The sequence below is a fragment of the Amycolatopsis sp. NPDC114478 genome (genome assembly GCF_055633805.1).
The window spans coordinates 292,270-316,807 of record NZ_JBVKDO010000011.1 but is presented as its reverse complement, the minus strand read 5'-3'; the positions used below and the strand labels follow the sequence as shown (position 1 = coordinate 316,807).

Here is a 24,538-nt window from a genome sequence, read left to right as displayed (position 1 = left end):
GAGTCGGATCCCGGCGGGGAATGGGCACCCCGGAAACCGAAGCGTGGGCGGCTGCTCGCCGGCTTCGCACTCGGCGCGGCCACCGTGCTCGCGATCCAGTTCGGCGGCACCGTGGTCACCTCGCCGCCCATGGCTGTCGTCGCCGGGACCGCACTTCCCGCCGCCGGGGCCGCTGGGCCGGCGGCCCGTCCGGCCACGCCCGCACCGCCGCCGCCCGCGGCCGCACCCGCGACCACCAGCGCCGCTCCCGCGGCCCCGGCCGCGCAGACCTCCACTCCACCTCCCCCGCAGCAGCCCGGCACCGTCCGGCTGCCCGCCGGCGGCACCGCATCCCTGGTCCGCAAGGACCTCGGCCCCGGCGGCGAACTCCCCATCCCCGCCGACCTCGGCCAAGCGACCTGGTGGGGCGCCGAACTGGGCGCCGCCGGTGGGGCGAGCGTCTTCGCCGGGCACGTCAACTGGCGGGGTGCCACCGGGCCGTTCGCCGAGCTGTGGTCCGCGCGGATCGGCGGCGAAGTGACCATTGTGGACAGTGCGGGCAAGACCTGGCGCTTCCGCGTCTCCCAGCTGGTCACGGTGCACAAGGACGACCTGCCCGCCCGCGCCGACGACCTGTTCGGCCAGTCCGGCCCGCACCGCGTGGTGCTGGTGACGTGCGGCGGCCGCTGGGTCGGCGGCGCGGACGGCTACGAGGAGAACCGCGTCGTCGTCGCGGACCCCGAATAAGTTACTCGTGGGTAACATCACGTTTCGGCACGGTGGTCAGTGACGTCGCCATGCAGCAGAATGCCCAGGGTCAGGGCGAAGCGGTGAGAGGTGTGAAGACGATGGCGACGTTCTTGGTGACCGGGGCGACCGGACTGATCGGGCGCCAGTTCACCCGGCTGCTGCTCTCCCGTCCCGACGACGACCGCGTCGCGCTGCTGGTCCGCGCGTCGAGCAAGGCCAAGCTGGCCGCGCTCGTCGACCAGTGGCCGCACTCCGACCGCGTCACGCTCGTGACCGGCGACCTCGGCGAGCCGCTGCTCGGCGTGTCCGAAGCGGACCGCGAGGAGCTGCGCGGCAGCGTCGACCACGTCGTCCACCTGGCCGCGCTCTACGACCTCACCGCGGACGACGAGGAAAGCATCAAGGCCAATGTGGACGGCACGCGCGCGGTCGTCGACCTGGCCGCCGACCTGCGCGCCGGCTGCCTGCACCACGTGTCCTCGGTGGCCGTCGCGGGCGACCACGAAGGCGTTTTCACCGAGGAGATGTTCGACGCCGGGCAGCGGCTCGTCACGCCGTACCACCGGACGAAGTTCGAGGCCGAGAAGATCGTCCGCGAGCAGGACCGGGTGCCCTGGCGGGTGTACCGGCCCGCCGTCGTCGTCGGGCACTCCGAGACCGGCGAAATGGACAAGATCGACGGCCCGTACTACCTCTTCCCGGCGATCAACCGGCTGGCCGGGCTGCCGGACGTGCTGCCGCTCGTCGGGCCGGACCTCGGCGACACCAACATCGTGCCGGTCGACTACGTCGCCAAGGCGCTGCTGGAGCTGGTCGTCAAGCCCGGGCTCGACGGCCACGCGTTCCACCTGGTCAACCCCGAGCCGCAGCCGGTCGTCTCGGTCTACAACGCCTTCGCGAAGGCCGCCGGCGCGCCGACGATCACCGCGCAGCTCGGCGCCGGCCTCTCGAAGCGGATCGTCGGGCTGGTCAAGCTGACCGAGCACATCCCCGGCGTCACCATCGCCCGCGACGCCGTGCTCGAGCGGTTCGGCATCCCGCCGGTGCTGCTGGAGACGATGGCGTTCCCGTCGGTGTTCTCCTCGGCCGAGACCCGCAAGGCGCTGGCCGGCAACGTGGAGGTCCCCCGGCTGGAGGACTACGCGCCGACGCTGTGGCGCTACTGGCGCGAGCACCTCGACCCGTTCCGCGCGCGCAAGCACGGCCCGCGCGGCGAGCTGGACGGCCGCCGCGTGATCATCACCGGCGCGTCCTCGGGCATCGGGCGGGCGACGGCGTTGAAGGTCGCGGCCGCGGGCGGGGTCCCGCTGCTGGTCGCGCGCCGTCAGCACGAGCTCGAAGAGGTGCGCGACGAGATCGTCGCGGCCGGCGGCACGGCGTCGGTCTACCCGGCCGACCTGACCGACGAGGACTCGGTGCACAAGGCCGTCGACGCGATGCTGGCCGAGCACGGCCGGATCGACATGCTGGTCAACAACGCCGGCCGGTCGATCCGCCGGTCGATCAAGCTGTCCTACGACCGGATGCACGACTACGAGCGCGCGATGGCGATCAACTACTTCGGCGCGGTCCGGCTGATCCTCGCGGTGCTGCCGCACATGTCGGAGCGGAAGTTCGGGCACATCGTGAACGTTTCGTCGATCGGCGTCCAGGGCATCGCGCCGCGCTTCTCGGCGTACGCGGCGTCGAAGGCGGCGCTGGACTACTTCTCGCGGATCGCCGCGACCGAGACGCACGGCGACGGGATCACGTTCACCACCATTCACATGCCGCTCGTGCGGACGCCGATGATCCGCCCGACGAAGATCTACGATGCGTTCCCGACGAAGTCGCCGGAGCAGGCCGCGGACATGGTGCTGAAGGCGCTGGTCGAGCGGCCGAAGCACATCGGCACGCCGGCCGGGCAGGCGATCGGGCTGGCCTACACGCTCACGCCGGGCCTCACCGACGCCGTCGCGTACCAGGGTTTCCGGATCTTCCCGGATTCGACCGCGGCGGGCGGTTCGGGCGAGCTGAAGATCGGGCGTGGCGAGAAACACCTCTCGCGCGCGGCGATGGCGCTGGCCCGGCTTTCGCGGGGCTTCCACTGGTAACTGAGCGTTTCGAGGGTGAGGCCGTTCCGGCGACACGGCGACACGTGTTGGTGATTCGTTAAGCCGGACGGCGGAAGCGGACGGTCCCCGGGTACGGTCGGGCGCATGGTTCCTGAGCGCGACCCCGCCGCAACCGCCCTCAACGGCCTCCTCCCCCTCCGCCGCGAGTACACACAGGCTTGGCACGGCTTCGACCGCAACGAAGTCCGCCAGTACCTCGACCACGTCGAGGCCCAGCTGCGCCGCGTGCTCAGCGAACGCGACGCCGCCGCCGCGCAGGCCGCCGCCGCCGCGCGCGACGCCGAGTCGGCCCGGTCGAAGGTGGCGTCGCTGGAGGCGCGCATCGAGGAGCTGAAGAAGCCGCCGGAGCGGCTCGAGGACCTCGACGAGCGGATGCAGCGCACGGTCACGCTCGCGCAGGCCCGCGCGGACGAGATCATCAAGCGCGCCGAGGCCGCCGCGGAGAAGACGTGGGCGGGCTCGACCGAGGCGTCGACGAAGCTGCGTGAGCGGTACACGAAGCTGGTCGCGGAGCTGGACAAGCAGGCCGACCTGCTGCACTCGGAGCACGAGAACGCGCTCGCCGAGACGCGCGCGGAGGTGCAGCGGCTGACCGTCGAGGCGGCCCAGCGGCGCGAGCTGCTGGACAACGAGGCGGAGCGGAAGCGGCGGAAGCTCGAGCGCGAGTTCGAGGCGTCCCAGGCGGCCCAGAAGGCGGCGCTGGAGAAGCACGTCGCGGACCAGCGCACGGCGAGCAAGAACCAGGCCGAGCGCCGGCTCGCGGAGGCGACGGCGGAGGCCAAGCGTCGGCTCGACGAGGCCACGGCGGAGGCCCGCCGCCGTCTCGACGAGGCGACGACCCAGGCGGCCCAGCGCACGACGGCGGCCAACCGCAAGGTCGAGCGCCTGGCGGAGATCCGCGAGCAGGCCCGCAAGAGCCTCGCGGCGGCGGAGGACATCCTCAACCGCAGCGAGACGCAGCTGGCGACGCTTCCCGAAGAGGCGGTGATCCCGCAGGCGTCGAAGCTGGTGGGCGGCGACTCGGCGGACGATTCGGCGACGACGCCGTCGGCCCCGGTGGTGCCGGTGGTCCAGCCGTCGATCCCGGCGAAGCCGGTGGCCGCGAAGCCGGCGCCGAAGCCGGTCGCCCAGGCGGCGAAGCCGGGCAACTCGAACGGCCCGGCGACCAAGCCGGCGAACGGCAACGGGAACGGCGCCAAGCCGCTGTCCCCGACGGCGAGCAAGCCGGGTTCCTGAGCATTTGACGCTGAAGGCCGCCTCGAGCGTTCGAGGCGGCCTTCGTCGTGTCAGGAGCGGGCGGTGCGAGGCCACGGGTTCGCGGCCTCCAGCTGAGCCGCCAAGCCCAGCAGCAACGACTCCTCACCCGGCCGCCCCACCAGCTGGACCGACGTCGGCAGCCCCGACCGCGCCGACCGGCCCACCGGGACCGTGATCGCCGGGTAGCCCGCGAAGTTCCACTGCCCCGTGAACCCCGCCAAGCGCGTCGACGGCAGCACGTTCGTCAACCAGCGACGCTCGTGCCAGCGACCCGCTTTCACCGGCCAATGCGACAGCGTCGGCGTCATCAGGACGTCGTGCGAAGCGAAGAACTCCTCGGCCCGCGCGACCCACCGGTCACGCGTGCTCGAGCGGATCAGGCCCGCTCGGGACAGCAGCCGGCCGACCCGGACGTGCATCCGCGTCCGGCGCTGGAACCGCGCGAAGTCGAAGTCCGCCGCCTGGACGGCCGGGCCCGCCAGCCAGCGGGCCGTCATGCCCAGGACCATCGTCGCCGGGTAGCGGGGCGCGGCCGGTGACACCGCGTGCCCCGCCGAGGCCAGCAGACCCGCCGCCGTCGACACCGCCGCCACCAGCTCGCGGGGCACCGGCGTGCGCAGCAGCGGCACCGTCATGCCCAGGACCATCGTCGCCGGGTAGCGGGGCGCGGCCGGCGACACCGCGTGCCCCGCCGAGGCCAGCAGACCCGCCGCCGTCGACACCGCCGCCACCAGCTCGCGGGGCACCGGCGTGCGCAGCAGCGGCACCGTCGTCGACATCCCGATGCGCACGGCCGCCGGCGAAGGCACCGACGCCAGCGAAGGATCGCCGGCGAGCACCGAGTACAGCAGCGCCGCGTCCGCGACCGTCGTCGCCAGCGGGCCGTGGACCGACATGCCGAACCAGCCGCCCTCCGACAGCTCGCCCGCGCCCGGCTTCAGGCCGACCAGCCCGCACATCGCCGCCGGGAGCCGGACGGAACCCATGCCGTCCGTGCCGTGGGCCAGCGGGACCAGGCCCGCCGCCACCGCCGCCGCGCTGCCGCCCGACGAACCGCCCGAGGCGTACGTCGGATCCCAGGGGTTGCGGGCGATGCCGTCCGGGGTGTCGCTCATCGGCCAGACGCACAGCTCCGGCACCCGCGTCAGCCCGACGAGCACCGCGCCCGCCGCGCGCAGCCGGGCCGCGACCACGCCGTCCGCGTCGAAGGGCGAAGTCGGCCCGGCCAGCGAACCGTGCGACGCGTACTCGCCCGCGATCTCCGTGACGTCCTTGACCGCGACGGGCACCCCGGCCAGCGGCAACGACGCCAGATCGGGCCGCGCGGCCACCGCCGCGGCCTCCTCGAGCGCCTCGGCCGAGCGCACCCGGCGGAAGGCGCCGACCACGCCGTCCGCGGCCGCGATCCGGTCGAGGGCCTCCTTGGTCACCTGGACCGGGTCGAGCTGCCCGGCCCGCACGGAAGCCGCGATCTCGGCGGCGGTCGACACCATGATCGCGACCCTAGCCCACGGAAAGGTGACAGTGGCTAAGAAAACGTCTCAGATAGCGCCCGCTCGCAATGCGTAAGCGACGGCGTGGGCGCGGTTGTTGAGGCCGCACCGCGTCATCAAGCCGTAGAGGACGTTCTTCACGGTCCGCTCGGAGTAGCACAGCTTCGCCGCGATCTCTTCGGTCCCGAAGCCCTCGGCGACCAGCCGCAGCACGTCACACTCGCGGGCCGCGAGCCCGGACAGCGTGAGCCCGTTCGGCTCCAGGACGTCCTTGCGCATCCGCTGGACCTGCGAAAGCAGCGCCCCCTGCAGCCGCGGCGGCAGGTTCGCGGTGCCGTCGCCCGCCGCGAGCACCGCCGTCACCAGCTCGGCGCCGCCCGTCTCGCGGCGCGGCAGGATCGCCACGACGCCGCTCTCCAGCACCGACATCAGGTCGCTCTCGCGGAAGTGCTCGACGACCAGCACGACGTGCGACGCCTTCGCGGCCCGGATCTCGCCCAGCACGGCCTCGGTGACGTGCTCCTCCATCACCAGCAGCACGTCGGGCACCAGGTCGGTGATCCGGACGTCCGGATGGCTTTCCAGGAGGCTCACCGCGCCGGCGTGCGTGATCGGGTCCGAGGCGAGGACGGTCACTTCGACGGGCTTCATGGTCGCAGTGTGGACGGCCCGTCTTCACGCCGTCCCTATTCCGTCTTCACGCGCGTGAAGACGGAGCCCGCCAGCTCGCCGAACGCCTCGCGCGCCCGTTCCAGGCACCCCGGCATCCGCTCGGCCGCACGCCCCCACTCGCGCTTCGCGCGCAGGTACTCCTCGCGCGCCTCGCCGGTCCAGCCGGCCAGCTCCGGCTCCACAGTGGACTCCAGCTCGGCGAGCAGGTCGCCCAGCTCACCGGTGATCGCGCCCATCCGGTCGAGCACCAGGTCGGCGAACCGGACGTCCAGCTCGGGCCGGCTCATGGCCGCCGGGGCAGCGGCACCCGGCCGCCGGTCGTCTCGAGCAGCCGCGCCAGCCGCGAGAGGATCACGTCGAACTCCTGCTCCCAGTCGCTCATCGCCTGGCCGAACCGCACCGACGCCTCGCCGCGCCAGGACGCCTGCACCAGCGCCATTTCGCTGGCGACGTCACGGAGGTGGGAGCCGGCTGCGTCGACGGCGTAGGCGAAGCGGGCGGCCGCCCGCTTCATGTCCTCGGTCGGCTCGGCTGTGGCCATTTTCGGGCTCCTCGAGGTCTCGGCGCCCCCGAGCGTCGCGCACGCCGCGGCCCGGCGGAACCCCGCCCGTGCGCCGTTGCCCGAATGTCCGCCATCCTTGCCTGCCGGTTCACGACGGCCGCGTATGCTCACGTCAGGCATCCGGCGCGTGACGGTTCGTCAGCGCACGAAGGGAGACCGATGTCGGCTGCGGACGGCGCCGCACCGAGACTCCAAATGCTCGGCCCGGTCAAGGCGTGGCAGGGCGAAACGGAGCTCGACCTCGGCTCCGCGCACCGTCGGACGGTTCTCGCGGTACTGGCGATGAACCCGAACCGCACGGTCTCGCGCGAGGAGCTGATCGACGCCGTCTGGGGCGAGGCGCCGCCGCAGAGCGCCCAGGGTTCCATCTACACCTACGTCTCCGGGCTGCGGCGCGCGCTCGAACCCGGCCGTGCCAAGGGCGAAGGCCCGCAGCTGCTCGCGTCGATCGGGTCCGGCTATTCGCTGCGCCTGGACGCCGGCGCGATCGACGTCCACCGCTTCGAAGCCCTGCGGGAACTGGCCCAGCGCAAGCAGTCGGCCGGTGACTCGCGCGGAGCGCGCGAAATCCTCGACGAGGCCCTCGACCTCTGGCACGGCGTCCCGCTCTCGGGGCTGCCCGGGCCGTTCGCCGCCGCCCAGCGCGCGCGGCTGGCCGAGGTCCGGCTGGCGACGATCGAGCGGCGCGCGGAGATCGTCCTGGAGTCGGGCGGGCACGCCGAGCTCATCGCCGAGCTGACCGCGCTGACCCGCGAGCACCCGTTCCGCGAAACGCTGCGCGGCCTGCTCATGCGCGCGCTGGCCCGGTCCGACCGGCGGACCGAGGCGATCGCCGTCTACACCGACGTCCGCGACCGGCTCGTCGAGTCCTCCGGCACCGAACCGGGTCCGGCGCTGCGGCGGCTGCACGACGAGCTGCGGGACCAGCCGGCGCCGAAACCGCCGCCGCCGGTGCGAGTGCCGCGCTCGCCGGTCACGGCGACGCCCGAACGCGCCGACGTCTTCGTCGGCCGGACGGCGGAGCTGGCCCGGCTGCGCGAAGCCGTCGCCGACGTCGCCGCGGGCACCGGGCATTCGCTGTGGCTGGAAGGCGAACCCGGCAGCGGCCGGACGGCGCTGCTGGCCGAGCTGGTCGCCATGGCGCACGACCTCAAGCCCGCGTTCGCCGCGGCGGACGCGCTGGACCAGCGGTTCGCGCTGCGGCCGCTGCTGGACGCCCTGGGCGTGCACCCGCGGGCCACCGACGAGCGCCGCGCGAACCTGGCCGCCCGGCTCGGCGAGCGGTCGGGCGAGGACCCCGTCGACAGCCTGCTCGGGCTGGTCCGCGAGCTGTGCGCGGAGGCGCCGCTGGTGCTCGTCGTCGACGACCTGCACTGGGCCGACGACACCACCCTGCGCGTCTGGCGGTACCTCAGCCGGGAGACGCGGGAGCTGCCGTTGCTGCTGGTGGGCGCGTGCCGGCCGGTACCGAAGCCGGCCGCGCTCGACGAGCTGCGAGCCGAGCTCGACAACGATGTCACGACCGTTGTCGCGCTGGCGCCCCTGGCCGAAACCGAGACCACCGAACTGGCCACCGAGCTGGTCGGCGCACCACCCGGGCCGGGGCTGCGGACGCTGGTGTCCTACGGGTCGGGGAACCCGCGCTACACCAAGGAAATCGTCGAGACGCTGCTGGCGCAGTCGATGATCGTGCTCGACGGCGTCCACGCGCACCTGGACGGCAACTCGTGCCAGACCATCCCGGCGCCGCTGGGGTCGCGGATCACGCTGTACCTGAGCTTCCTCTCCAGCGGCACCCGGGACACGCTGCGCTGGGCCGCGCTGCTGGGCCGCGAGTTCTCGCTGTCGGACATCGCCGTTGCCACCGAACGGCCGCCGACGGCGCTGGTCGGCGCGGTCGACGAGGCGATCACGTCCGGGGTGCTCGTCGAGTCGGGCGACCGGCTGGCGTTCCGGCACCCGTTGCTGCGCCGCGTGCTCTACGAAAAGACGCCCGCGGCGATGCGGGTGGCCCTGCACCGGCAGCTGGCCGAGGCGTTCGCGGCCGCGCGCGCTCCCGCCGCCCGCGTCGCCGAGCAGCTCGCCGCGGCGCCCGCGCAGGTCGACCCATGGGTGACGACCTGGCTGCTGGACAACATCGGCGCGGTCGCCACCGAGACCCCGCGCGTCGCCGTCGACCTGCTGCGCCACGCCGTCACGCAGGGCGCGCTGCCGCCGGACGCGCGCGAGACGCTGACCGCGACGCTCGCGCGGCTGCTGTTCTGGCTCGGCCGGGAGCCCGAGGCCGAAGCTCGCTCGGTCGTCGCGCGGACGTCCGACAGCCGGCGCGCGGCGGAAATGCGCTGGATCCTCGCGTACGTCTACTACCGCCGCGGTGACTTCGCCGAAGCGACGGCCGAGCTGAAGCGGACCCTCGACGACGCCGACGTCCCGGAGATGTGGCGCGGGCGGCACGAGTCGCTGCTGGCGACGCTGGAGCGGCTCGGCGACGAGACGGTCCTGGCGCCCGCCGGATTGCACCCGCTGGACGACGCGGCGCTGTCCGTGCCGACGCTCGACAGCCTCGACGAAGCCGCGGAACCCCTGCAGGCGGCCCGGCGGATCGCCGCGACCCGCGCGGTGCCGGGCGAGATGCACCTGGCCGGCGCGGTCCACTACTACTGGCTGGGCCGCTGGCCCGAGGCCCTCGAAGAGCTGGACGCGGTGATCCGCGACGGCGCGGAGACGGCGTCGTACGTCCTGCGCAGCCCCGGTTCGGCGCTGCTGGTGCACGGCGTCGGCGCGCTGATCGCCGGGCACCGCGGCGAGCCGGCGGTGGCCCGGACGCACCTCGACGCGGCGGGCCGGCGGCAGTGGCCGCCGGGGCTCGAGCCCGACGGCGGCGACTTCCTGCTCGCGGCCCGCGCGCTGCTGGCCGAGCAGGACGGCCGGCCCGAGGCGGCACTGGCGGCGTTGTTGCCGCTGCTGGAGGAGAACTACCCGCCGGCCGCGCGCCACCAGTGGCTGCCGGACGTGGTCCGGCTGGCGCTGCGGCTGGGCGTGCCGGACCGCGCGCAGGAGGCGGTGCGTCTGCTGTCCGGGGAGGGCGAGGTCCCGCCGGCCCACGCGGCGGCGGCCGCGCACTGCCACGGGCTGATGACCGGCGACCCGGAACCGGTGCTGACGGCGGTTTCGCACTACCGCGCGGCGGGCCGGCTGCTGAAGCAGGCGAAGGCGACCGAGGACGCGGCGATCCTCCTGGCGGAGTCGGGCCGCCTCGACGACGCGCGGGCGGCATTCCGGACGGCGTTGACGGCGTACACGGGGATGGGCGCGGTGTGGGACGTCCGGCGCGCGGAGAGCCGGATGCAGCCGTTCGGGATCCGGCGGGCGGGCGCGGTGCGGTCCCGCGCGGTCGCCGGCGAGTAAGCCTCCCAGCTCCGACTCTGGCCGAAGGTCGCTCCTCCACAGCCCTGCCACGGCAGCCAGGCGCCGCGCGGTCGCCGGCGAGCGATCCCGCGGCCCGCTCAGCCAACCCCGCCACCGGCAGCGCCCGAAGGTCGCCCCTCCACTGGCTCCGGGCGCCCGGCCGCGCCATCGGCATACCGGTCGGGTGATCGGTACCCGCCCCGGCCGGATCCCGTCACCAGGCAACCCGATCGGGGCTTGCCACGTCGGTAAGCTCGGCACGAAAACGTCCGCCGGGGTCCTGGGGGCCCGCCCCCGGCGGGTTCGTCCCCCGAGGGAACGGCAGGGACATGCGAGGGGAAGCGGACACCGGTCTGCGAGTGGGCTTGCTGGGACCCCTGCGGGCCTGGCGCGGGGCGGCCGAGATCGGCCTGGGCCCCGCTCGTCAGCGCGCGATCTTCGCCGTGCTCGCGGTCAACGCCGGCCGGCCCGTCCCCCGGGCCGAGCTGATCGCCGGCGTCTGGGGCGACTCCGCGCCCGCGAGCGTCGAGGGCAGCGTCCACACCTACGTCTCCGGGCTGCGCCGCGCCCTCGAACCCGACCGGTCGCGCTGGTCGGCGGCCAGCGTCCTCGTCTCGGACCCCGCCGGGTACTCGCTGCTGCTCGGTGCGGACGCGCTCGACGCCGCCGTCTTCGAACGCCACCGCGAACAGGCCCAGCAGCACCTGGACCGAGGCGATCCGCGAGCCGCCGTCACCGAGCTCGACGCCGCCCTCGCGCTCTGGCAAGGGGAAGCGCTCTCCGGCGTGCCCGGCGCGTTCGCCGAACGGCACCGCGAATACCTCGCCGAGCTGCGGCTGGACACCCTCGAACGGCGGGCTCAGGCCCTGCTCGCCCTCGGCGGCCACCTCGATCTCGCGCCCGAGCTGGCCGTGCTGGCCGGCGAACACCCCTTGCGGGAGTCTCTGCGCGAGTCGCTCATGCTCGCCCTCTACCGCAGCGGCCGGCACGCCGACGCCCTCGACGTCTTCCGCGACGCCCGCGCCACCCTCGTCGGCGAGCTCGGCGTCGAACCGGGACCCGCGCTGCAGCGGCTCCACCAGCGGATCCTCGCCCAGGACCCGGCCCTCGACGCGCCCGCGGCGCCGGTCGAGGTCACCGGGCACCGGCTCTTCGGCCGCGAAGCCGAAACAGCCCGGCTGGCCGAGCTCGTCGCCGACGTCCGGGCCGGGCGCGGCCGGGCCGTGTGGATCGAGGGCGAGGCCGGGATCGGCAAGTCCGAGCTGCTGACCAGCACCCTGCCGGACGGCCCCGGCTTCCAGCGCCTGTGGGCGGCCGCCGACGAGCTGAGCACCCGCTTCCCGTTGCAGGTGATGCTGGAGTGCCTGGAGATCGACGCGCATTCAGCCGACCCGCGGCGCGCGCGGCTGGCGAAAGAGCTCTCGGGCGACCCGGTGCGGCGCAGCTGGGGGCCCGCCGACCCGGTGCTCGGCGCCGTCGACCGGCTGCTGGCGCTGGTCGACGAGCTGTGCGCGGACTCGCCGCAGGTGCTGGTCGTCGACGACCTGCAGTGGGCCGACGAGGCGTCCGTGCTGGTCTGGCACCGCCTGTGCGCGGCGACCCGGCAGCTGCCGCTGCTGCTGGTGGCCGCGACCCGGCCGGCGCCGGACCGCGCCGAGCTCGCCCAGCTGCGGCGCGGCGTCCAGGCCCGCGACGGCGTCGTGCTCGACCTGGCGCCGCTGAGCGGCGACGACGTCGGCCGCCTGATCGAGGACCAGATCGGCGCGGCACCGGGGCCCGGGCTGCGCGAGCTGGCCGCCCGGGGTGCCGGGAACCCGTTGTACGTCCGGGAAATGGTCGACGTCCTGCTGCGCGCCGGCGCGGTCGAGGTGTCCGGTGGCGAGGCCGACGTCGACGACCCGGCCGAGTTCGAGACGCCGAGCTCGCTGGTCGCCGCGGTCGACCGGCGGCTCGACTTCCTCCCCGCGCGGACGCAGGAAGTCCTGCGCTGGGGCGCGCTGCTGGGCATGGAGTTCGCCGTCGGGGACATCGCCGCGGTGCTCGGCACGCGGCCGTCGGACCTGCTGGAACCGCTCGAAGAGGCCGTCGCCGCGAACGTCCTCATCGACACCGGGACGCAGCTCGCGTTCCGGCATCCCCTGCTGCGCCAGGCACTTTACGACCGGCTGCTGGCCGGGACGCGGGCGGCGCTGCACCGGCAGGCCGCGGAAGCGCTCGCCGGGATCGGCGCGCCGGTGAAGCGCGTCGCCGAGCAGCTGGTCGCCGCACCGGCCACAGTGGACGAATGGGTGCTGGACTGGCTGGCCGCGCACCACGCGGCCGTGTCCAACCGGGCGCCACTGATCGCCGTCGAGCTGCTGGAACGCGCGTTGGCCGCCGGCGCCGGGGACCGTCGCGAAGTCCTGCTCGTGGCGCTGGTCAAGGTGCTGTTCCGGCTGGAGCGCAACCCGGAAACGCTGGCGCAGCAAGCACTCGACGTCGCCACCGAGCCGGACGCCGTCGAGGAGATGCGGCACGTCCTGGCGGCGCTGCGGCACCGCCGTGGCGACACCGAAGGCGCCGTCGCGACGCTCGCCGCGTCGGTGGACGACCCGGCCGTGCCGGAGCTGTGGCGGGTCAAGCACCGGCAGCTGCTGGCGAACTTCCGGCGCGGCGATCTGTCCGATTTGGACACGGCGGAAAAGGCGGCCTACGAGACGAAGTCGTTCGCCGACGGCGACCGGTACCTGACGGCGCACGCGCTGCAGTCGTTGTGGCTGGTCGACTCCGTTCGCCGCGAGCACGATTCCGCGCTGGCGCACATCGACGCGGCGATCGAGGCCGTCGGTGACGAGCACGAACTCGCCGACCTGCACCTCGACCTGCTCGACAACCGCGTCTTCACGCTGCAGAACCTCGACCGGCTCGCCGAGGCGGACGCGGCGTTGCGCGCGGCGGGCGACGTCGCGGCGCGGCACGCGATGCCGGTGGGGTTGCAGGTTTCGGTCGCGGTGCACCGGTACTGGGAGGGCCGCTGGGACGAGGCGCTCGTCGAGCTGGACACGGTCACCGAGGACGGCCCGGCGATCACGTTCTACGGCCTGCGCGAGCCCGGCCCGGCGGCGCTGCTGCTGCACGGCGTCGCGGCGCTGATCGCGGGCCGCCGCGACGACCGCGCCCAGGCGGCGGCCCACCTCGACGCGGCGGAGGAGTACGCCCCGGCGACCGGCGCCGAGCGCGAGAGCTTCGACTTCCTCTTGGTGGCGGACGCACTGGCGGCCGAGCAGCGCGGCGACCGGGTCCGCGCGATGGCGATCCTCGAGCCGATCCTGAACCCGACGTACGCGCAGATGATGCTGCGCCACCAGTGGCTCCCGGCGTACGTGCGGCTGGCGATGGAGCAGGACGAAGTCGACCGGGCGCGGCGCGCACTGGCGGTGTGCGAGGAGGAGGCGGCGAAGGAGCGACGCCCGGCGCGCGCCCACGCGGCGGCGTCGTGGTGCCGGGGGCTGATCGAGGACGACCCGGCGGCGGTCCTGGCGACGGCGGAGCACTTCCGCGTGGTCGGCCGCCGCCCGGAGCTGGCGACGGTGCTGGAGGACGCGGCGGTCCTCCTGGCCCGCGCGGGCCGCCTGGACGCGGCGCACGCGGCGTTCGAAGAGGCGGCGGAGCTGTACACGGCGTTGGGTGCCCGCTGGGACTTGCGCCGCGCGGAGACGCGGTTGCGCCGGCTGGGCGTGCGCCGCGGGGCGCTGTTCTCGCCGATCCGGCCGGGTCACGGGTGGGAGTCGCTGACGCCGATCGAGGTCCGGATCGCGAGCCTGGTCGCGGACGGGAAGTCCAACCCGGACATCGCGGCGGAGCTGTCCCTCCCGCGCCGGACGGTGCAGGCGCACGTGGCCCGGTTGCTCGGGAAGCTGGAGACGCCGTCCCGCTCGGGGGTCGCCGACGCCTTCCGGCAGCGGCCTTAGCTCAGACGCGCTCGAAGGTCGCGGCGCTGGACACCGGAGTGGCGGACCACAGCGCGCGGACCAGCGGTTGCGCGAGGGCCAGGGCCCGCGTCTCGCGGATCGCCGCGGCGCGGGCGGGACCGACCGGCTCGAAGCGGAATCCCGTGTCGGCCGCCGCCGCGGCAGCCCGGGTGTCCTCGAACTCGAGCACCAGCTCGACCTGCCACAGGTCCGGCTCCTCGGCCGCGGCGACGGCGAGCTGCCTGGTCAACGCCAGGTGAGGCCGCGGGCGCCGCCCCCACTGGACGATGAAGCCGTCGCCGTCTTCCTCGGCCGGCACCAGCCCGGCGACTTCGGTCTGCAGGAAGCCGGCGAACGCGTGCCACGCCGTTTCGACGTCGGTCAGCGAACCGGGCCGGACGCTCCGCTCGAGCACCTCGCCCGCCGTCTGCCACGGGATTGCCCCCACGGTCACTCCGGGAGCGCGTTCGCCTTGGCGACCCGGCCCAGGAAGCGGCCCGAGTCCTTCACCGTCCGCACCTGCGTCTCGAAGTCCACGTGCACCAACCCGAACCGCTGCGAATACCCCATCGCCCACTCGAAGTTGTCCAGCAGCGACCACGCGAAGTACCCGCGCACGTCCGCGCCGGCCCGGATGGCGGCGTGGACCGCGGCCAAGTGCTCCATGAAGTAGTTCACCCGGGCCGCGTCGTACACCCGGCCGCCGACCACCTGGTCCACAAAGGACGCACCGTTCTCCGCCACCACCAACGGCAACCCGGACCGCGACGACAGCCACCCCAGCAGGTCGGTCAAGACCGCCGGTGCCTGCTCCCAGCCGAACGCCGTCAACGGCCCCTGCGCCGGCAGCACGTCCAGCCCCCGCAACCCCGGCAACGGGCAGTTGCCCGGCGACAGCGGATCGGCCAGCGGCGTGACCCGCGCCGGCGCGTAGTAGTTCACGCCCAGCCAGTCGATCGCCGCCGCGATCGTGTCCGTGTCGCCGTCGCGCACCGATGCCGCGAACCGGCCGCCGTGGTGCTCGACGTCGGCCACCACGTCCGGCGGGTACCCCCGGCCCAGCACCGGGTCCAGGAAGAACCGGTTGTGGATGCCGTCGAACTTCCGGGCCGCTTCGAGGTGCTCCGGCGACGAGCCGTCGGGCAGGGCGGGCGCGAAGTTCAGCGCCAGTGAGAACTCGTGGGCCGGCCGGGCCTGCGCGGTCAACGCCCGCGTCGCCAGCCCGTGCCCCAGCAGGAGGTGGTGCGCCGCCACCAGCGCCGTGTCGTAGTCCCGGACGCCCGGCGCGTGCACGCCGCTGCCGTACCCGAGGAACGCCGCGCAGAACGGCTCGTTGATCGTCGTCCACTGCTTGACCCGGTCGCCCAGCGCGTCGTGGACGACGCACGCGTACTCCGCGAACCAGTACGCCGTATCGCGCGCGGGCCAGCCGCCGGCGTCTTCCAGCGCCTGCGGCAGGTCCCAGTGGTACAACGTGAGAACCGGCACGATGCCCCGGCCGAGCAGCTCGTCCACCAGCCGGTCGTAGAAAGCGAGCCCGCCCGGTGCGGTCGTCCGGCCGTCCGGCATCACCCGCGGCCACGCCACCGAAAACCGGTACGCGTTCAGGCCGAGATCCGCCAGCAGCCCGATGTCCTCGGGAAACCGGTGGTAGTGGTCGCAGGCGACCTCGCCGGACGCATCACCCACGACGGCCCCCGGACGAGCCGCGAACGTGTCCCAGACGGACGGTCCGCGGCCGTCCGCGGTCACCGCCCCTTCGACCTGGTAGGACGCGGTCGCCGCGCCCCACAGGAAGCCCGTCGGGAAGGTCATACCGGCGCCCCTTTCAGAATCCCCCGCACGATGTGGCGGCCCAGCAGCAGGAACAGCGCGATCACGGGCAGGACGCCCACGGTCGCGCCGGTCAGCATGAGCGCGTAGTCGGTGTAGTACCCACTGGCGAGCTGGGAAAGCGCGACCTGCACGGTCGGCGTCTCGTTCGGGTCGAGGACGACCAGCGGCCAGAAGTAGTCGTTCCACGTGGCCAGGAACGTGAGCATCCCGAGCACCGCGGCCGCCGGGCGCAGCGACGGGACGGCCACGTGCCAGTACGTGCGCAGGATCGAGCAGCCGTCGACGGTCGCCGCGTCGACCAGCTCGGCGTCGATCGCGTTCTCGCACGCCTGCCGCATCCAGAACACGCTGAACGCGCTGAGCAGCCCCGGCACGATCACCGCCTCGAGCCGCCCGTACCAGCCGAGCTCGCCGACGACCAGGTACAGCGGGATGACGCCGAGCTGCGCCGGCACCATCGCCGAGCCGACGACCAGCAGGAACAGCGTGTTGCGGCCGGGGAACCGCAGCCGCGCGAAGGCGAACCCGGCCAGGCTCGCGAGCACGACGTTGGACACCATCACCGTGCCCGCGACGATCAGCGAGTTGCCCAGCGCCAGCCAGAAGTCGACGGTGTCGAACACGCGGCGCACGTTCTCGAAGAGGTGCCCGCCCGGCAGCAGCAGGGGTGACGTCTCGCCGATCGCCGCGTTGTCCCTTGTGGACACCACGAACGACCAGTACAGCGGGAAGACCGACGCGCCGAGCACCCCGATCAGCACGGCGTAGACCCAGCCGCCGGGGCGCCTCACGCCGACCTCACGAACCGGCGCACCAGCCGGTAGTTGACCAGCGCGAACCCCGCGCAGACGACGAACATGACCCACGTCAGCGCGGCCGCGTAGCCGGCGTTGAAGTGCGTGAAGCCCTTCTCGTACAGGTACATCGCCAGCGTCTGGAACTGGCGGTCGTTGCCGCCGGTCCCGCCCGACCCGCCGGCGTCGAACAGCTGCGGCTCGGCGAACAGCTGCAGGCCGCTGACCGTCCCCGCGATCGCGGTGAAGGCCAGCGCGGGCCGGATGCCCGGAACGGTGATCGACCAAAACGTCCGCCAGCGCGACGCGCCGTCCAGCGCCGCGGCTTCGTAGAGGTCACCCGGGACGGCCTGCATCGCGGCGAGGTAGATCAGCGCGTTGTAGCCGGTCCAGCGCCAGAGCACCATCGACGCCACCGCGAGGTGCGACGTCCACCGCGTCGCCTGCCAGTTGACCGGGGCGATGCCGAACCAGCCCAGCACTTCGTTGACGACGCCGTAGTCGCGGCTGAACAGCTGCCCGAACACGAGCCCGATCGCCACGACGGACACGACGTTCGGCAGCAGGACCCCGGTGCGCCACCAGGTCGCGCCGCGCAGCGGGCGGTCCAGCAGCGCCGCGATGCCCAGGGCCAGCAGGAACTCCGGGACGGCGGCGAGCAGGAAGATGCCGACGGTGTTGGCGAGCGCGTTGTAGAAGTTCGGGTCCGCGAGCAGCTCGCCGTAGTTCGCCAGGCCGAGGTAGCCCTGGTCGCCTTCCAGGAGGTTCCAGTCGTGCAGCGACACCCACGCCGTGTAGAGCAGCGGGAACGCGCCGAAGACGAGGAACAGGACGAAGAAGGGCGCGACGAGCAGCAGCGGCGTTACTCTGCGGTCGAGACGAGCGAGCACGCGCGCTACTTCAGCGCGGCTTGTGCCTGGTGCACGGCTTCCGCCCAGGCCGCGTCGACGCTGTCGGTCTTGTCTTCGATCCGCCCGAGCGCGCGGCCGAACTCGGGCCGGACGTCGGCGTCGCGCAGGCCGCGGTAGTTGGGCCGCAGCTGGTCGGCCGACGCGGCGAAGATCCGCCCGATCGGCGCGTCCCCGAAGTACGGGTCGGTGTGCGCGACGACCTGCGGATCCGTGTACACCGACGGCTCGCTCGACAGGATCCCCTCGGAGAGGAAGAGCTTCTTCTGCTGCTCCGGCGCGGTCAGCCACTTCGCGAGCTCGTAGGCCTCCTTCGGGTGCGCGCTCTGCTTCGGCACGGTGAGGAACGAGCCGCCCTGGTTGCCGCCTTTGCCGGGCACGGTCGTGACGTCCCACTTGCCCTTGCCCGCGTCGCCGCCGGCTTCCTTGATCTGGCTGAGCATCCACGCCGGGCAGGCGACGGTCGCGAAGGAACCCTGCTTGATCGCGACGTTCCAGGCCTGCGTGAAGGTCGTCGCGGCCGCCGTCTCCCCCTTCGCGGCAATGCCGCCGGAGAGGTAGAAGGCGTTGCGCACACTGGGGTTGCGGTCGCCGATGAACGAGTCGTCGGCCGCGGCGAAGTAGTTCTCGGGCGACTGGTTGAGCATCGCCGTGTAGACGGTCCCGGCCGAGTCGGCGAACTTCACGTCCGGCGTCTTCTCGGTGAACCGCTGGGCGGTGGCCGCGTAGGCGTTCCAGTCCGGCATCAGCTTCGCGACCTCGTCGCGGTCGGTCGGCAAGCCCGCGGCCTGGAACAGGTCCCGCCGGTAGCAGAGGGCGAGGCTGCCCATGTCGGTGCCGAGGCCGAGGACGAACCCGCCGTCGGTGCCCTGCGCCCACTTCCAGGGCGCCCACTGCTTTTCGAGGTCCCGCGCGCCGAAGGAGGCGAGGTCGACGAACTTGTCCTTCGCCTTGCGGTACTGCGGTATGTACTGCTCTTCGATCGCGACGACGTCGGCCGCGCCACGGCCGGTGGCGAGCTGCGTCGCGAGGCCCTTGTGGTGGGTGTCGAAGTCGGTGACGCGGTTCTGCACCGTGATGTCCGGGTGCAGCTTCTCGTACTCCGCGATCAGGGGCGCGTAGCCGAATTCGCCGAAGGTGGCGATGGTGAGCTTCGTCGGGCCGCCGGCGTCACCCGTGCTGCAGGCGGCGAGCGGGATCAACGCGGCGACCGCGACGGCGGTCCGGCGGACGATCGTGCGCAACGGCCTTCCTCAGATCACACCGGCCCGCACGGCGTAGGCGACCGCGTGCGGCCGGTTGCGCAGGTTGAGCCGGTTGGTCATGGCGTAGATGACGTTCTTCACGGTCCGCTCGGAGTAGCAGAGCTTGCCCGCGATCTCCGCAGTGTCCCAGCCTTCGGCCATCAGGCGAAGCACATCCACCTCGCGCGGCGTCAGCGCCGCAGCGGTGCCCCCGTGGGCCAGTGCCTCGATCTGGTCCCGCAGCGAAGTCGTGCGCCCCCGTGCGGCAGCCAGCACGCTCTCGTGGAGCCGGTCGAGCGCCGTCCGCGGCAGCACGACCGAGACGTGGCACTCGGCGAGCAGGCCGAGGTGTCCCGGGTCGACGTGCCCGGCGACCAGCACGATCGCGGCGGGCGACTCGGCGGCCGCGGCCCGCAGCGCGGCGATCGCCTCGCGGTCGACCTGCCCGACGGCGAACACCAGCACGGCCGCCTCGCCCCGGCGGGCACGCGGCACGACCAGCAGCTCCGGCCGGGACTTCAAGTGGTTGATCAGCCCCGTGAGCGCGATCGGATCCGACGCCCACGCCGCCACCCGCACCTGGTCCATCGAACCCCTCCCCACTGCCCGTGTCCTTGCGGCGCCAGTCTGCTGAGGTCGCCTTCACGATTTCTCTAACCTTCCTCACCACCTTCTTCACATCGTGAAGCCGGGGCGTCGACTACGGTCGTGGGGCACGCCGACGACTGAAGGGACCGATGAACCGCCGACGTTTGGCCGCCGTGGGGGTGGCGTTGTGCTTGAGTTCCCTGGTCACGGGGTGCGGATCGGAGACCGTCGCCGGGCTCGCGATCCCGCGGTCGCCGATTCCGCCTCCGCCCTCTTCTTCACCGCCTTCACGGACCTCCACCGCGGCTCCGACGTCGAGACTGGCCCGGCCGGGTGACTGCGCGTCGCTGGTGAACAGCCTGGACTTACGCCGTCAGGTAGCGCAGCTGGTCGTCGTCGGGGTGTCCGGAGACAACCCGGGCGCCGCGGTGTCGCTGGTGCGCGACAACCAGGTCGGCGGGATCTTCATCGGCGGTAACGCAACAGCGTTGTTGAAAGATCGTTCCCTGGACGCCGTGCAGGCCGCGGCCCAGCTGCCGGTGGCGGTGTCGGTCGATGAAGAGGGCGGCCGCGTCCAGCGCATCGACGACCTCGACGGCGCCATCCCGTCGGCCCGGCAGATGGCCGCGACGAAGTCCCCGGCCGAGGTCCGCGCGCTGGCCGCCGACCGCGGCCGCCAGCTGCGCGCCCGCGGCGTGACGGTCGACTTCGCGCCGGACACCGACGTCACGGACGCCCCGGACGACGACGTCATCGGCGACCGCTCCTTCAGCCCCGACCCGAACCGCGTGAAGACGTACGCGGCGGCGTTCGCGGCGGGCCTGCACGACGGCGGCGTGCAGCCGGTGCTCAAGCACTTCCCGGGGCACGGCCACGGCTCGGGCGACTCCCACCAGGGCACGGTCGTGACCCCGCCGCTCGCACAGCTGCGGGCGGTGGACCTGGTGCCCTACCGCGGCATCGCGGACTACGGACCCGTCTCCGTCATGGTCGGCCACCTCGACGTGCCCGACCTGACCGGCGGCGTCCCGGCGTCGGTCTCGTCGGCGGCCTACCAGCTGCTGCGGACCGAGTTCGGCTTCACCGGCGTCGTCGTGACCGACGACCTCGGCGCGATGAAGGCGATCACCGCGCAGTACCCGCTCCCGGACGCCGTGCTGAAGGCGCTGCAGGCCGGGGCGGACGAGGCGCTGTGGTCGTCCGGCGGCCGGGTGAACGAGGTGCTGGACCGGCTGGTCAAGGCCGCGCAGAGCGGCGAGCTGCCCAAGCAGCGCGTGCAGGAGTCGGTGACGCGGGTACTCCGCGGCAAGGGCGCCTGCGGCTGATCCTCCCTAGACTCCTCGGCGGAACGCCACCTACCTGAGGAGCGGAATGGCAAACCTGGGCGGCACTTTCAGCCTCGGCGGGGAAGTCCCGGTGACCCGGATAGGGTACGGGGCCATGCAGCTGGCCGGTCCCGGTGTCTGGGGACCGCCGCGTGACCACGAGACCGCGGTCGCCGTGCTGCGCGAAGCCGTCGAAAGCGGCGTCACCCACATCGACACCAGCGACTACTACGGGCCGCACACCGTGAACGCGGTGATCAAGGAGGCGCTACACCCGTACCCGGAGGCGCTGACGATCGTGACGAAGGTCGGCGCGCGGCGGACGCCGGACAAGGCGTGGCCGCCCGCGTTGTCGGCCGACGACCTGACCCAGGCTGTGCACGACAACCTGCGCAACCTCGGCGTCGACGCCATCGATGTGGTGAACCTGCGGCTGAGCAACACGGCCGGCGACTACCCGGTGCCGATGTCGGTGGCCGAGCCGTTCGGCGTGCTCGCCGAGCTGCGTCAGCAAGGCCTGATCAAGCACCTCGGCGTCAGCCACGTCAGCGCGGAGCAGCTCGACGAGGCCAAGGCGATCGCGCCGGTCGTCTGCGTGCAGAACCAGTACAACCTCGCGCACCGCGAGAACGACGACCTCGTCGACAAGTGCGCCGCCGAGGGCATCGCCTTCGTGCCGTACTTCCCGCTCGGCGGGTTCAGCCCGCTGCAGTCCGGGATCCTCGACGACTGCGCCACCCGCGTCGGCGCGACGCCGATGCAGGTCGCGCTGGCGTGGTTGCTGCAGCGGTCTTCGTCGATGCTGCTCATCCCCGGCACGTCGTCGCTGGAGCACCTGCGCGAGAACCTCGCCGCGGCTTCGCTCGAGCTGCCGGCGGACGTCCTGGCCGACCTCGACCGGATCGGGGCCGCCTGATGGCCGACTGGGGCGATCTGGTCGCGTACATCAGGCAGGCGTACCGGGTGGTGCGCGACGAGCCCGACGAAATCCGCATCCGGCTGATCTTCGGCGACGACCCCGACACCGAGCAGCGCGCCCAGATCATGGTGATCGCCCGCGAGATCCTCGACCAGCGCGAGGACTGGGTCCAGATCGCGACGCCGTTCGCCCGCCACGACGAGGTCGACCTCCTCGACGTGCTGACCGAGGTCGGCAACTCGACCGTGGTCGGCGGGCTGGCCGTGATGGGCGACCACCTCGTGCTGCGCCACTCGCTGCCGCTGATCAACCTCGACATCAACGAGTTCATCGACCCCTTGGAGCTGGTGGCGGGCGCGGCGGAGCTGCTGGAACAGCAGTTCACCGGCCGCGACGACTACTGAGCGGGATCACCGCGATGGCGGCGGCCACGGTGAGCCCGGCGGCGACGCCGAACGCCGTGTCCGCCGTGCCGGTGTTCAGGTAGAGCCCGCCGAGGAGGGCGAACGCCGAGGGTTCCGCCCAGCTGCTGCACGGCGTTGAGCAGGCCCGCGGCCGAGCCCGTCTCGTGCGGCCGGACGCGGTCCAGCGCCGCGGTGAAGAACGGGACCGTGAACGTCCCCATGCCGAGACCGCAGAAAGCCAGGGCGGGCCCGGACGCGCCGGCCACGATCCCGCCCAGCAGCAGCGCCAGCCCGGCGAACATCACGCGCGAGCCGAACTTCGGCACCAGCCAGGACCCGGCGACCCACGACGACACCGCGAGCCCCGCCGAAAGCGGCAGCAGCGTCAGCGACGCGGTGCGGACGTCGACGCCGTAGCCGAGCTGCAGCCGCAGCGGGACGAGCAGCATCAGCCCGGTCATCACGGCGAAGTACAGCAGCGATCCGGCGAGCGCGGCCGGGAACGCGCGGTGGGTGAACAGGCTCGGCTCGACCAGCGGCGCGGCCGCGCGGCGCTGCTGGAAGCCGAACACGACGAGCAGCGCGGCCCCCACCGCGAGCAGCGGCCACGCCGTCGCGCCCGGGCTGATCAGCGGGTGGACGAGCAGCCCGGCGCCGGCCACGACGAGCCCGGTGCCGACGAGGTCGAGCTTCGGGCGCGTGCCGGCTCGGTCCTCGCGCAGGAACCGCGCGGCGAGCAGGACCGCGAGGCCGAGCGGAACGTTCACCAGGAACACCGCCCGCCACGAAAGCGCTTGCGTCAGCAGGCCGCCGAGCAGCGGCCCGGTGACCGCGGACAGGCCCATCACCGGGCCGATCGTGCCGAGCGCCTTCGCGCGCTCGTCGCCGTCGAACAGCGCGCGGATCAGGCCGATCGTCTGCGGGATGACCAGCGCCGCCGCGGCGCCCTGCACCGCGCGGGCGCCGATCAGCAGGACGGCGTCCGGCGCGGCCGCGCAGACCAGCGACGCGAGCACGAAGGCCGTGACGCCGATCTTGAACGCCTTCGCCCGGCCGAAGACGTCGCCGAGCCGGCCGCCGGTGATCAGGAATGCCGCGAACGGCAGCGTGTACGCCGCGCTGAACCACGGGATGTCGGCGGCCGGTCCCGGCAGGCCGGCGTGGATCACCGGGCCGGCGACCTGGACGATCGTCGTGTCCAGCAGGTTCATGGCTTCGGCCGTGAGCAGCACGGCGAGCGCGGCCCAGCGGTGGCCGTAGCGAGTGGTGGTCGGCATGCAGTGGACCTTCGCCTTCCGCCGGTCCGAGCTTCCACCGCTGGCGATCTTCTTGCTGATTTCTTCCACGGCGTGCGCTTTGATGAGGGATATGACCACGGATCTGGACGACGTCGACCGCGCGCTGATCCACGCGTTGCACCTCGACGGCCGGGCGCCGTTCACCAAGATCGGGGACGTCCTCGGTGTCTCGACGCAGACAGTGGCGCGCCGCTATCGCCGGCTACGCGCCGAAGCGTCGCTTCGCGTCGTCGGACTGCCGGACCCGCAACGCGCCGGCCAGGCCGAGTGGATGGTCCGGCTGACCGCGACGCCGAACACCGCGCGCGACGTCGCGCTCGCACTCGCGCGGCGGGCCGACACGGCGTGGGTCAAGCTCGTGTCCGGCGGCACGGAGATCTGCGTGAACGTGCACACGCCCGCGGCGAGCGACCATTCGCTGCTGCTGCGGGACGTCCCGCGCTCCGCGAGCATCACGGCGGTATCGGCGCACCAGCTGCTGCACCGCTACTTCGGCGGCCCGACCGCGTGGCTCGGGCGCGCGAACGCCCTCGACGCCGCGCAGATCACCGCGTTGACCCCGGTCGTCTCGGGCGAAGGCAAGCCCCTGACCGGCGACGACGACGCGCTGCTGGCGGCGCTGCAGCGCGACGGCCGGGCGAGCCTCGCCGAGCTGGCGGCGGCCACCGGGTGGTCCGCCGCGACCGTCGCGCGCCGGCTGGCCGACCTGCAGGCGGGCGGCACCGTGTTCTTCGACTTGGAGGTCGACCCCGCCGCGCTCGGCGCGACGACCCACGCGCTGCTCTGGATGTCGGTCGCGCCCGCGCACCTCGACGCCGTCGCCCGGGAGCTGGCCACGCACCCGGAGCTGGCGCTCGTCGCGGCGACGACCGGGCCGGCCAACCTGGTCGCGCACGCGCTCTGCCCGGACGCGGCCGGGCTGCACCACTACCTGACCCGCCGGCTGGGAGCGCTCGACGCCGTCCACACGCTGGAGACGGCGCCTGTCCTGCGCACCCTCAAGGCCGCCGCGTCCCGCTGACCCGCGCTTTCGCCGG

Annotated in this window: 20 protein-coding genes; 9 read left to right on the top strand and 11 right to left on the bottom strand. The window is 73.3% G+C overall.

Annotated elements, in window-relative coordinates:
• Window positions 1-51: 51 nt before the first annotated feature.
• From ACZ7OH_RS29390 to ACZ7OH_RS29380, 3 genes are all read left to right on the top strand, one after another.
• Window positions 52-726 (top strand): class F sortase, encoded by a 675-nt coding sequence (locus ACZ7OH_RS29390; protein WP_470283787.1) that lies wholly within the window; start codon window positions 52-54, stop codon window positions 724-726.
• Between the two features lie 101 nt (window positions 727-827).
• Window positions 828-2,822, top strand: coding sequence for an SDR family oxidoreductase (locus ACZ7OH_RS29385; RefSeq protein ID WP_470283756.1), 1,995 nt, complete (start codon window positions 828-830; stop codon window positions 2,820-2,822).
• 105 nt (window positions 2,823-2,927) lie between these two features.
• On the top strand, window positions 2,928-4,079 hold the full coding sequence (locus ACZ7OH_RS29380; RefSeq protein WP_470283755.1) for a cell division protein DivIVA: 1,152 nt from the start codon (window positions 2,928-2,930) through the stop codon (window positions 4,077-4,079).
• 50 nt (window positions 4,080-4,129) lie between these two features.
• Here ACZ7OH_RS29380 and ACZ7OH_RS29375 read toward each other — a convergent pair whose 3' ends face one another.
• The 4 genes from ACZ7OH_RS29375 to ACZ7OH_RS29360 are packed head-to-tail and all read right to left on the bottom strand — an operon-like array spanning window position 4,130 to window position 6,806.
• Complete coding sequence (locus ACZ7OH_RS29375) at window positions 4,130-5,593, bottom strand: amidase (RefSeq protein ID WP_470283754.1); 1,464 nt, start codon at window positions 5,591-5,593, stop codon at window positions 4,130-4,132.
• Window positions 5,594-5,641: 48 nt separating this feature from the next.
• Window positions 5,642-6,244: a helix-turn-helix transcriptional regulator gene (locus ACZ7OH_RS29370; RefSeq protein ID WP_372663443.1), complete on the bottom strand. Its 603-nt coding sequence runs from the start codon at window positions 6,242-6,244 to the stop codon at window positions 5,642-5,644.
• 35 nt (window positions 6,245-6,279) lie between these two features.
• Window positions 6,280-6,552: a WXG100 family type VII secretion target gene (locus ACZ7OH_RS29365; protein ID WP_091389211.1), complete on the bottom strand. Its 273-nt coding sequence runs from the start codon at window positions 6,550-6,552 to the stop codon at window positions 6,280-6,282.
• Window positions 6,549-6,806, bottom strand: coding sequence for a WXG100 family type VII secretion target (locus tag ACZ7OH_RS29360; RefSeq protein WP_400894845.1), 258 nt, complete (start codon window positions 6,804-6,806; stop codon window positions 6,549-6,551). Before ACZ7OH_RS29360 ends, ACZ7OH_RS29365 begins: the two co-directional genes overlap by 4 nt.
• A gap of 180 nt (window positions 6,807-6,986) precedes the next feature.
• Here ACZ7OH_RS29360 and ACZ7OH_RS29355 point away from each other — a divergent pair, with 180 nt between their 5' ends.
• Together ACZ7OH_RS29355 and ACZ7OH_RS29350 are read left to right on the top strand one after the other, a co-directional pair.
• A complete protein-coding gene (locus ACZ7OH_RS29355; RefSeq protein WP_470283753.1) occupies window positions 6,987-10,235 on the top strand; it encodes a BTAD domain-containing putative transcriptional regulator in 3,249 nt (1,082 codons plus the stop codon).
• 329 nt (window positions 10,236-10,564) lie between these two features.
• Window positions 10,565-14,185 carry a BTAD domain-containing putative transcriptional regulator gene (locus tag ACZ7OH_RS29350; RefSeq protein ID WP_470283752.1) on the top strand — a complete coding sequence of 1,207 codons (3,621 nt, stop codon included), beginning with the start codon at window positions 10,565-10,567 and terminating at the stop codon, window positions 14,183-14,185.
• 1 nt (window position 14,186) lies between these two features.
• On the opposite strand, the gene ACZ7OH_RS29345 is transcribed toward ACZ7OH_RS29350, so the two are convergent.
• From ACZ7OH_RS29345 to ACZ7OH_RS29320, 6 genes are read right to left on the bottom strand one after another with little or no spacing between them, the layout of a single operon-like run.
• Window positions 14,187-14,633 (bottom strand): hypothetical protein, encoded by a 447-nt coding sequence (locus ACZ7OH_RS29345; protein WP_470283751.1) that lies wholly within the window; start codon window positions 14,631-14,633, stop codon window positions 14,187-14,189.
• Window positions 14,634-14,635: 2 nt separating this feature from the next.
• A complete protein-coding gene (locus tag ACZ7OH_RS29340) occupies window positions 14,636-16,000 on the bottom strand; it encodes a GH1 family beta-glucosidase (protein WP_470283750.1) in 1,365 nt (454 codons plus the stop codon).
• The gene (locus ACZ7OH_RS29335; RefSeq protein WP_470283749.1) at window positions 15,997-16,812 is read right to left on the bottom strand and encodes a carbohydrate ABC transporter permease; all 816 of its coding nucleotides are present in this window, start codon (window positions 16,810-16,812) and stop codon (window positions 15,997-15,999) included. Before ACZ7OH_RS29335 ends, ACZ7OH_RS29340 begins: the two co-directional genes overlap by 4 nt.
• Window positions 16,809-17,705, bottom strand: coding sequence for a carbohydrate ABC transporter permease (locus ACZ7OH_RS29330; RefSeq protein WP_470283748.1), 897 nt, complete (start codon window positions 17,703-17,705; stop codon window positions 16,809-16,811). The genes ACZ7OH_RS29335 and ACZ7OH_RS29330 overlap by 4 nt, the downstream gene beginning before the upstream one ends.
• A gap of 5 nt (window positions 17,706-17,710) precedes the next feature.
• On the bottom strand, window positions 17,711-18,967 hold the full coding sequence (locus ACZ7OH_RS29325) for an ABC transporter substrate-binding protein (protein ID WP_470283747.1): 1,257 nt from the start codon (window positions 18,965-18,967) through the stop codon (window positions 17,711-17,713).
• Between the two features lie 9 nt (window positions 18,968-18,976).
• Window positions 18,977-19,555, bottom strand: coding sequence for a helix-turn-helix transcriptional regulator (locus ACZ7OH_RS29320; protein WP_470283746.1), 579 nt, complete (start codon window positions 19,553-19,555; stop codon window positions 18,977-18,979).
• A gap of 149 nt (window positions 19,556-19,704) precedes the next feature.
• Between ACZ7OH_RS29320 and ACZ7OH_RS29315 the strand changes: the two genes are divergently transcribed.
• The 3 genes from ACZ7OH_RS29315 to ACZ7OH_RS29305 are packed head-to-tail and all read left to right on the top strand — an operon-like array spanning window position 19,705 to window position 22,203.
• A complete protein-coding gene (locus ACZ7OH_RS29315; protein WP_470283745.1) occupies window positions 19,705-20,880 on the top strand; it encodes a glycoside hydrolase family 3 N-terminal domain-containing protein in 1,176 nt (391 codons plus the stop codon).
• A gap of 46 nt (window positions 20,881-20,926) precedes the next feature.
• Window positions 20,927-21,796 (top strand): oxidoreductase, encoded by an 870-nt coding sequence (locus tag ACZ7OH_RS29310; protein WP_470283744.1) that lies wholly within the window; start codon window positions 20,927-20,929, stop codon window positions 21,794-21,796.
• Window positions 21,796-22,203, top strand: a complete 408-nt coding sequence (locus ACZ7OH_RS29305; RefSeq protein ID WP_400894866.1) for a hypothetical protein — start codon at window positions 21,796-21,798, stop codon at window positions 22,201-22,203. Before ACZ7OH_RS29310 ends, ACZ7OH_RS29305 begins: the two co-directional genes overlap by 1 nt.
• Here ACZ7OH_RS29305 and ACZ7OH_RS29300 read toward each other — a convergent pair.
• Window positions 22,197-23,480 (bottom strand): MFS transporter, encoded by a 1,284-nt coding sequence (locus ACZ7OH_RS29300; protein WP_470283743.1) that lies wholly within the window; start codon window positions 23,478-23,480, stop codon window positions 22,197-22,199. The two genes, ACZ7OH_RS29305 and ACZ7OH_RS29300, sit on opposite strands and share 7 nt — an antisense overlap.
• Before the next feature lie 91 nt (window positions 23,481-23,571).
• Here ACZ7OH_RS29300 and ACZ7OH_RS29295 point away from each other — a divergent pair, with 91 nt between their 5' ends.
• Window positions 23,572-24,522 carry an Lrp/AsnC family transcriptional regulator gene (locus tag ACZ7OH_RS29295; protein WP_470283742.1) on the top strand — a complete coding sequence of 317 codons (951 nt, stop codon included), beginning with the start codon at window positions 23,572-23,574 and terminating at the stop codon, window positions 24,520-24,522.
• Window positions 24,523-24,538 lie beyond the last annotated feature (16 nt).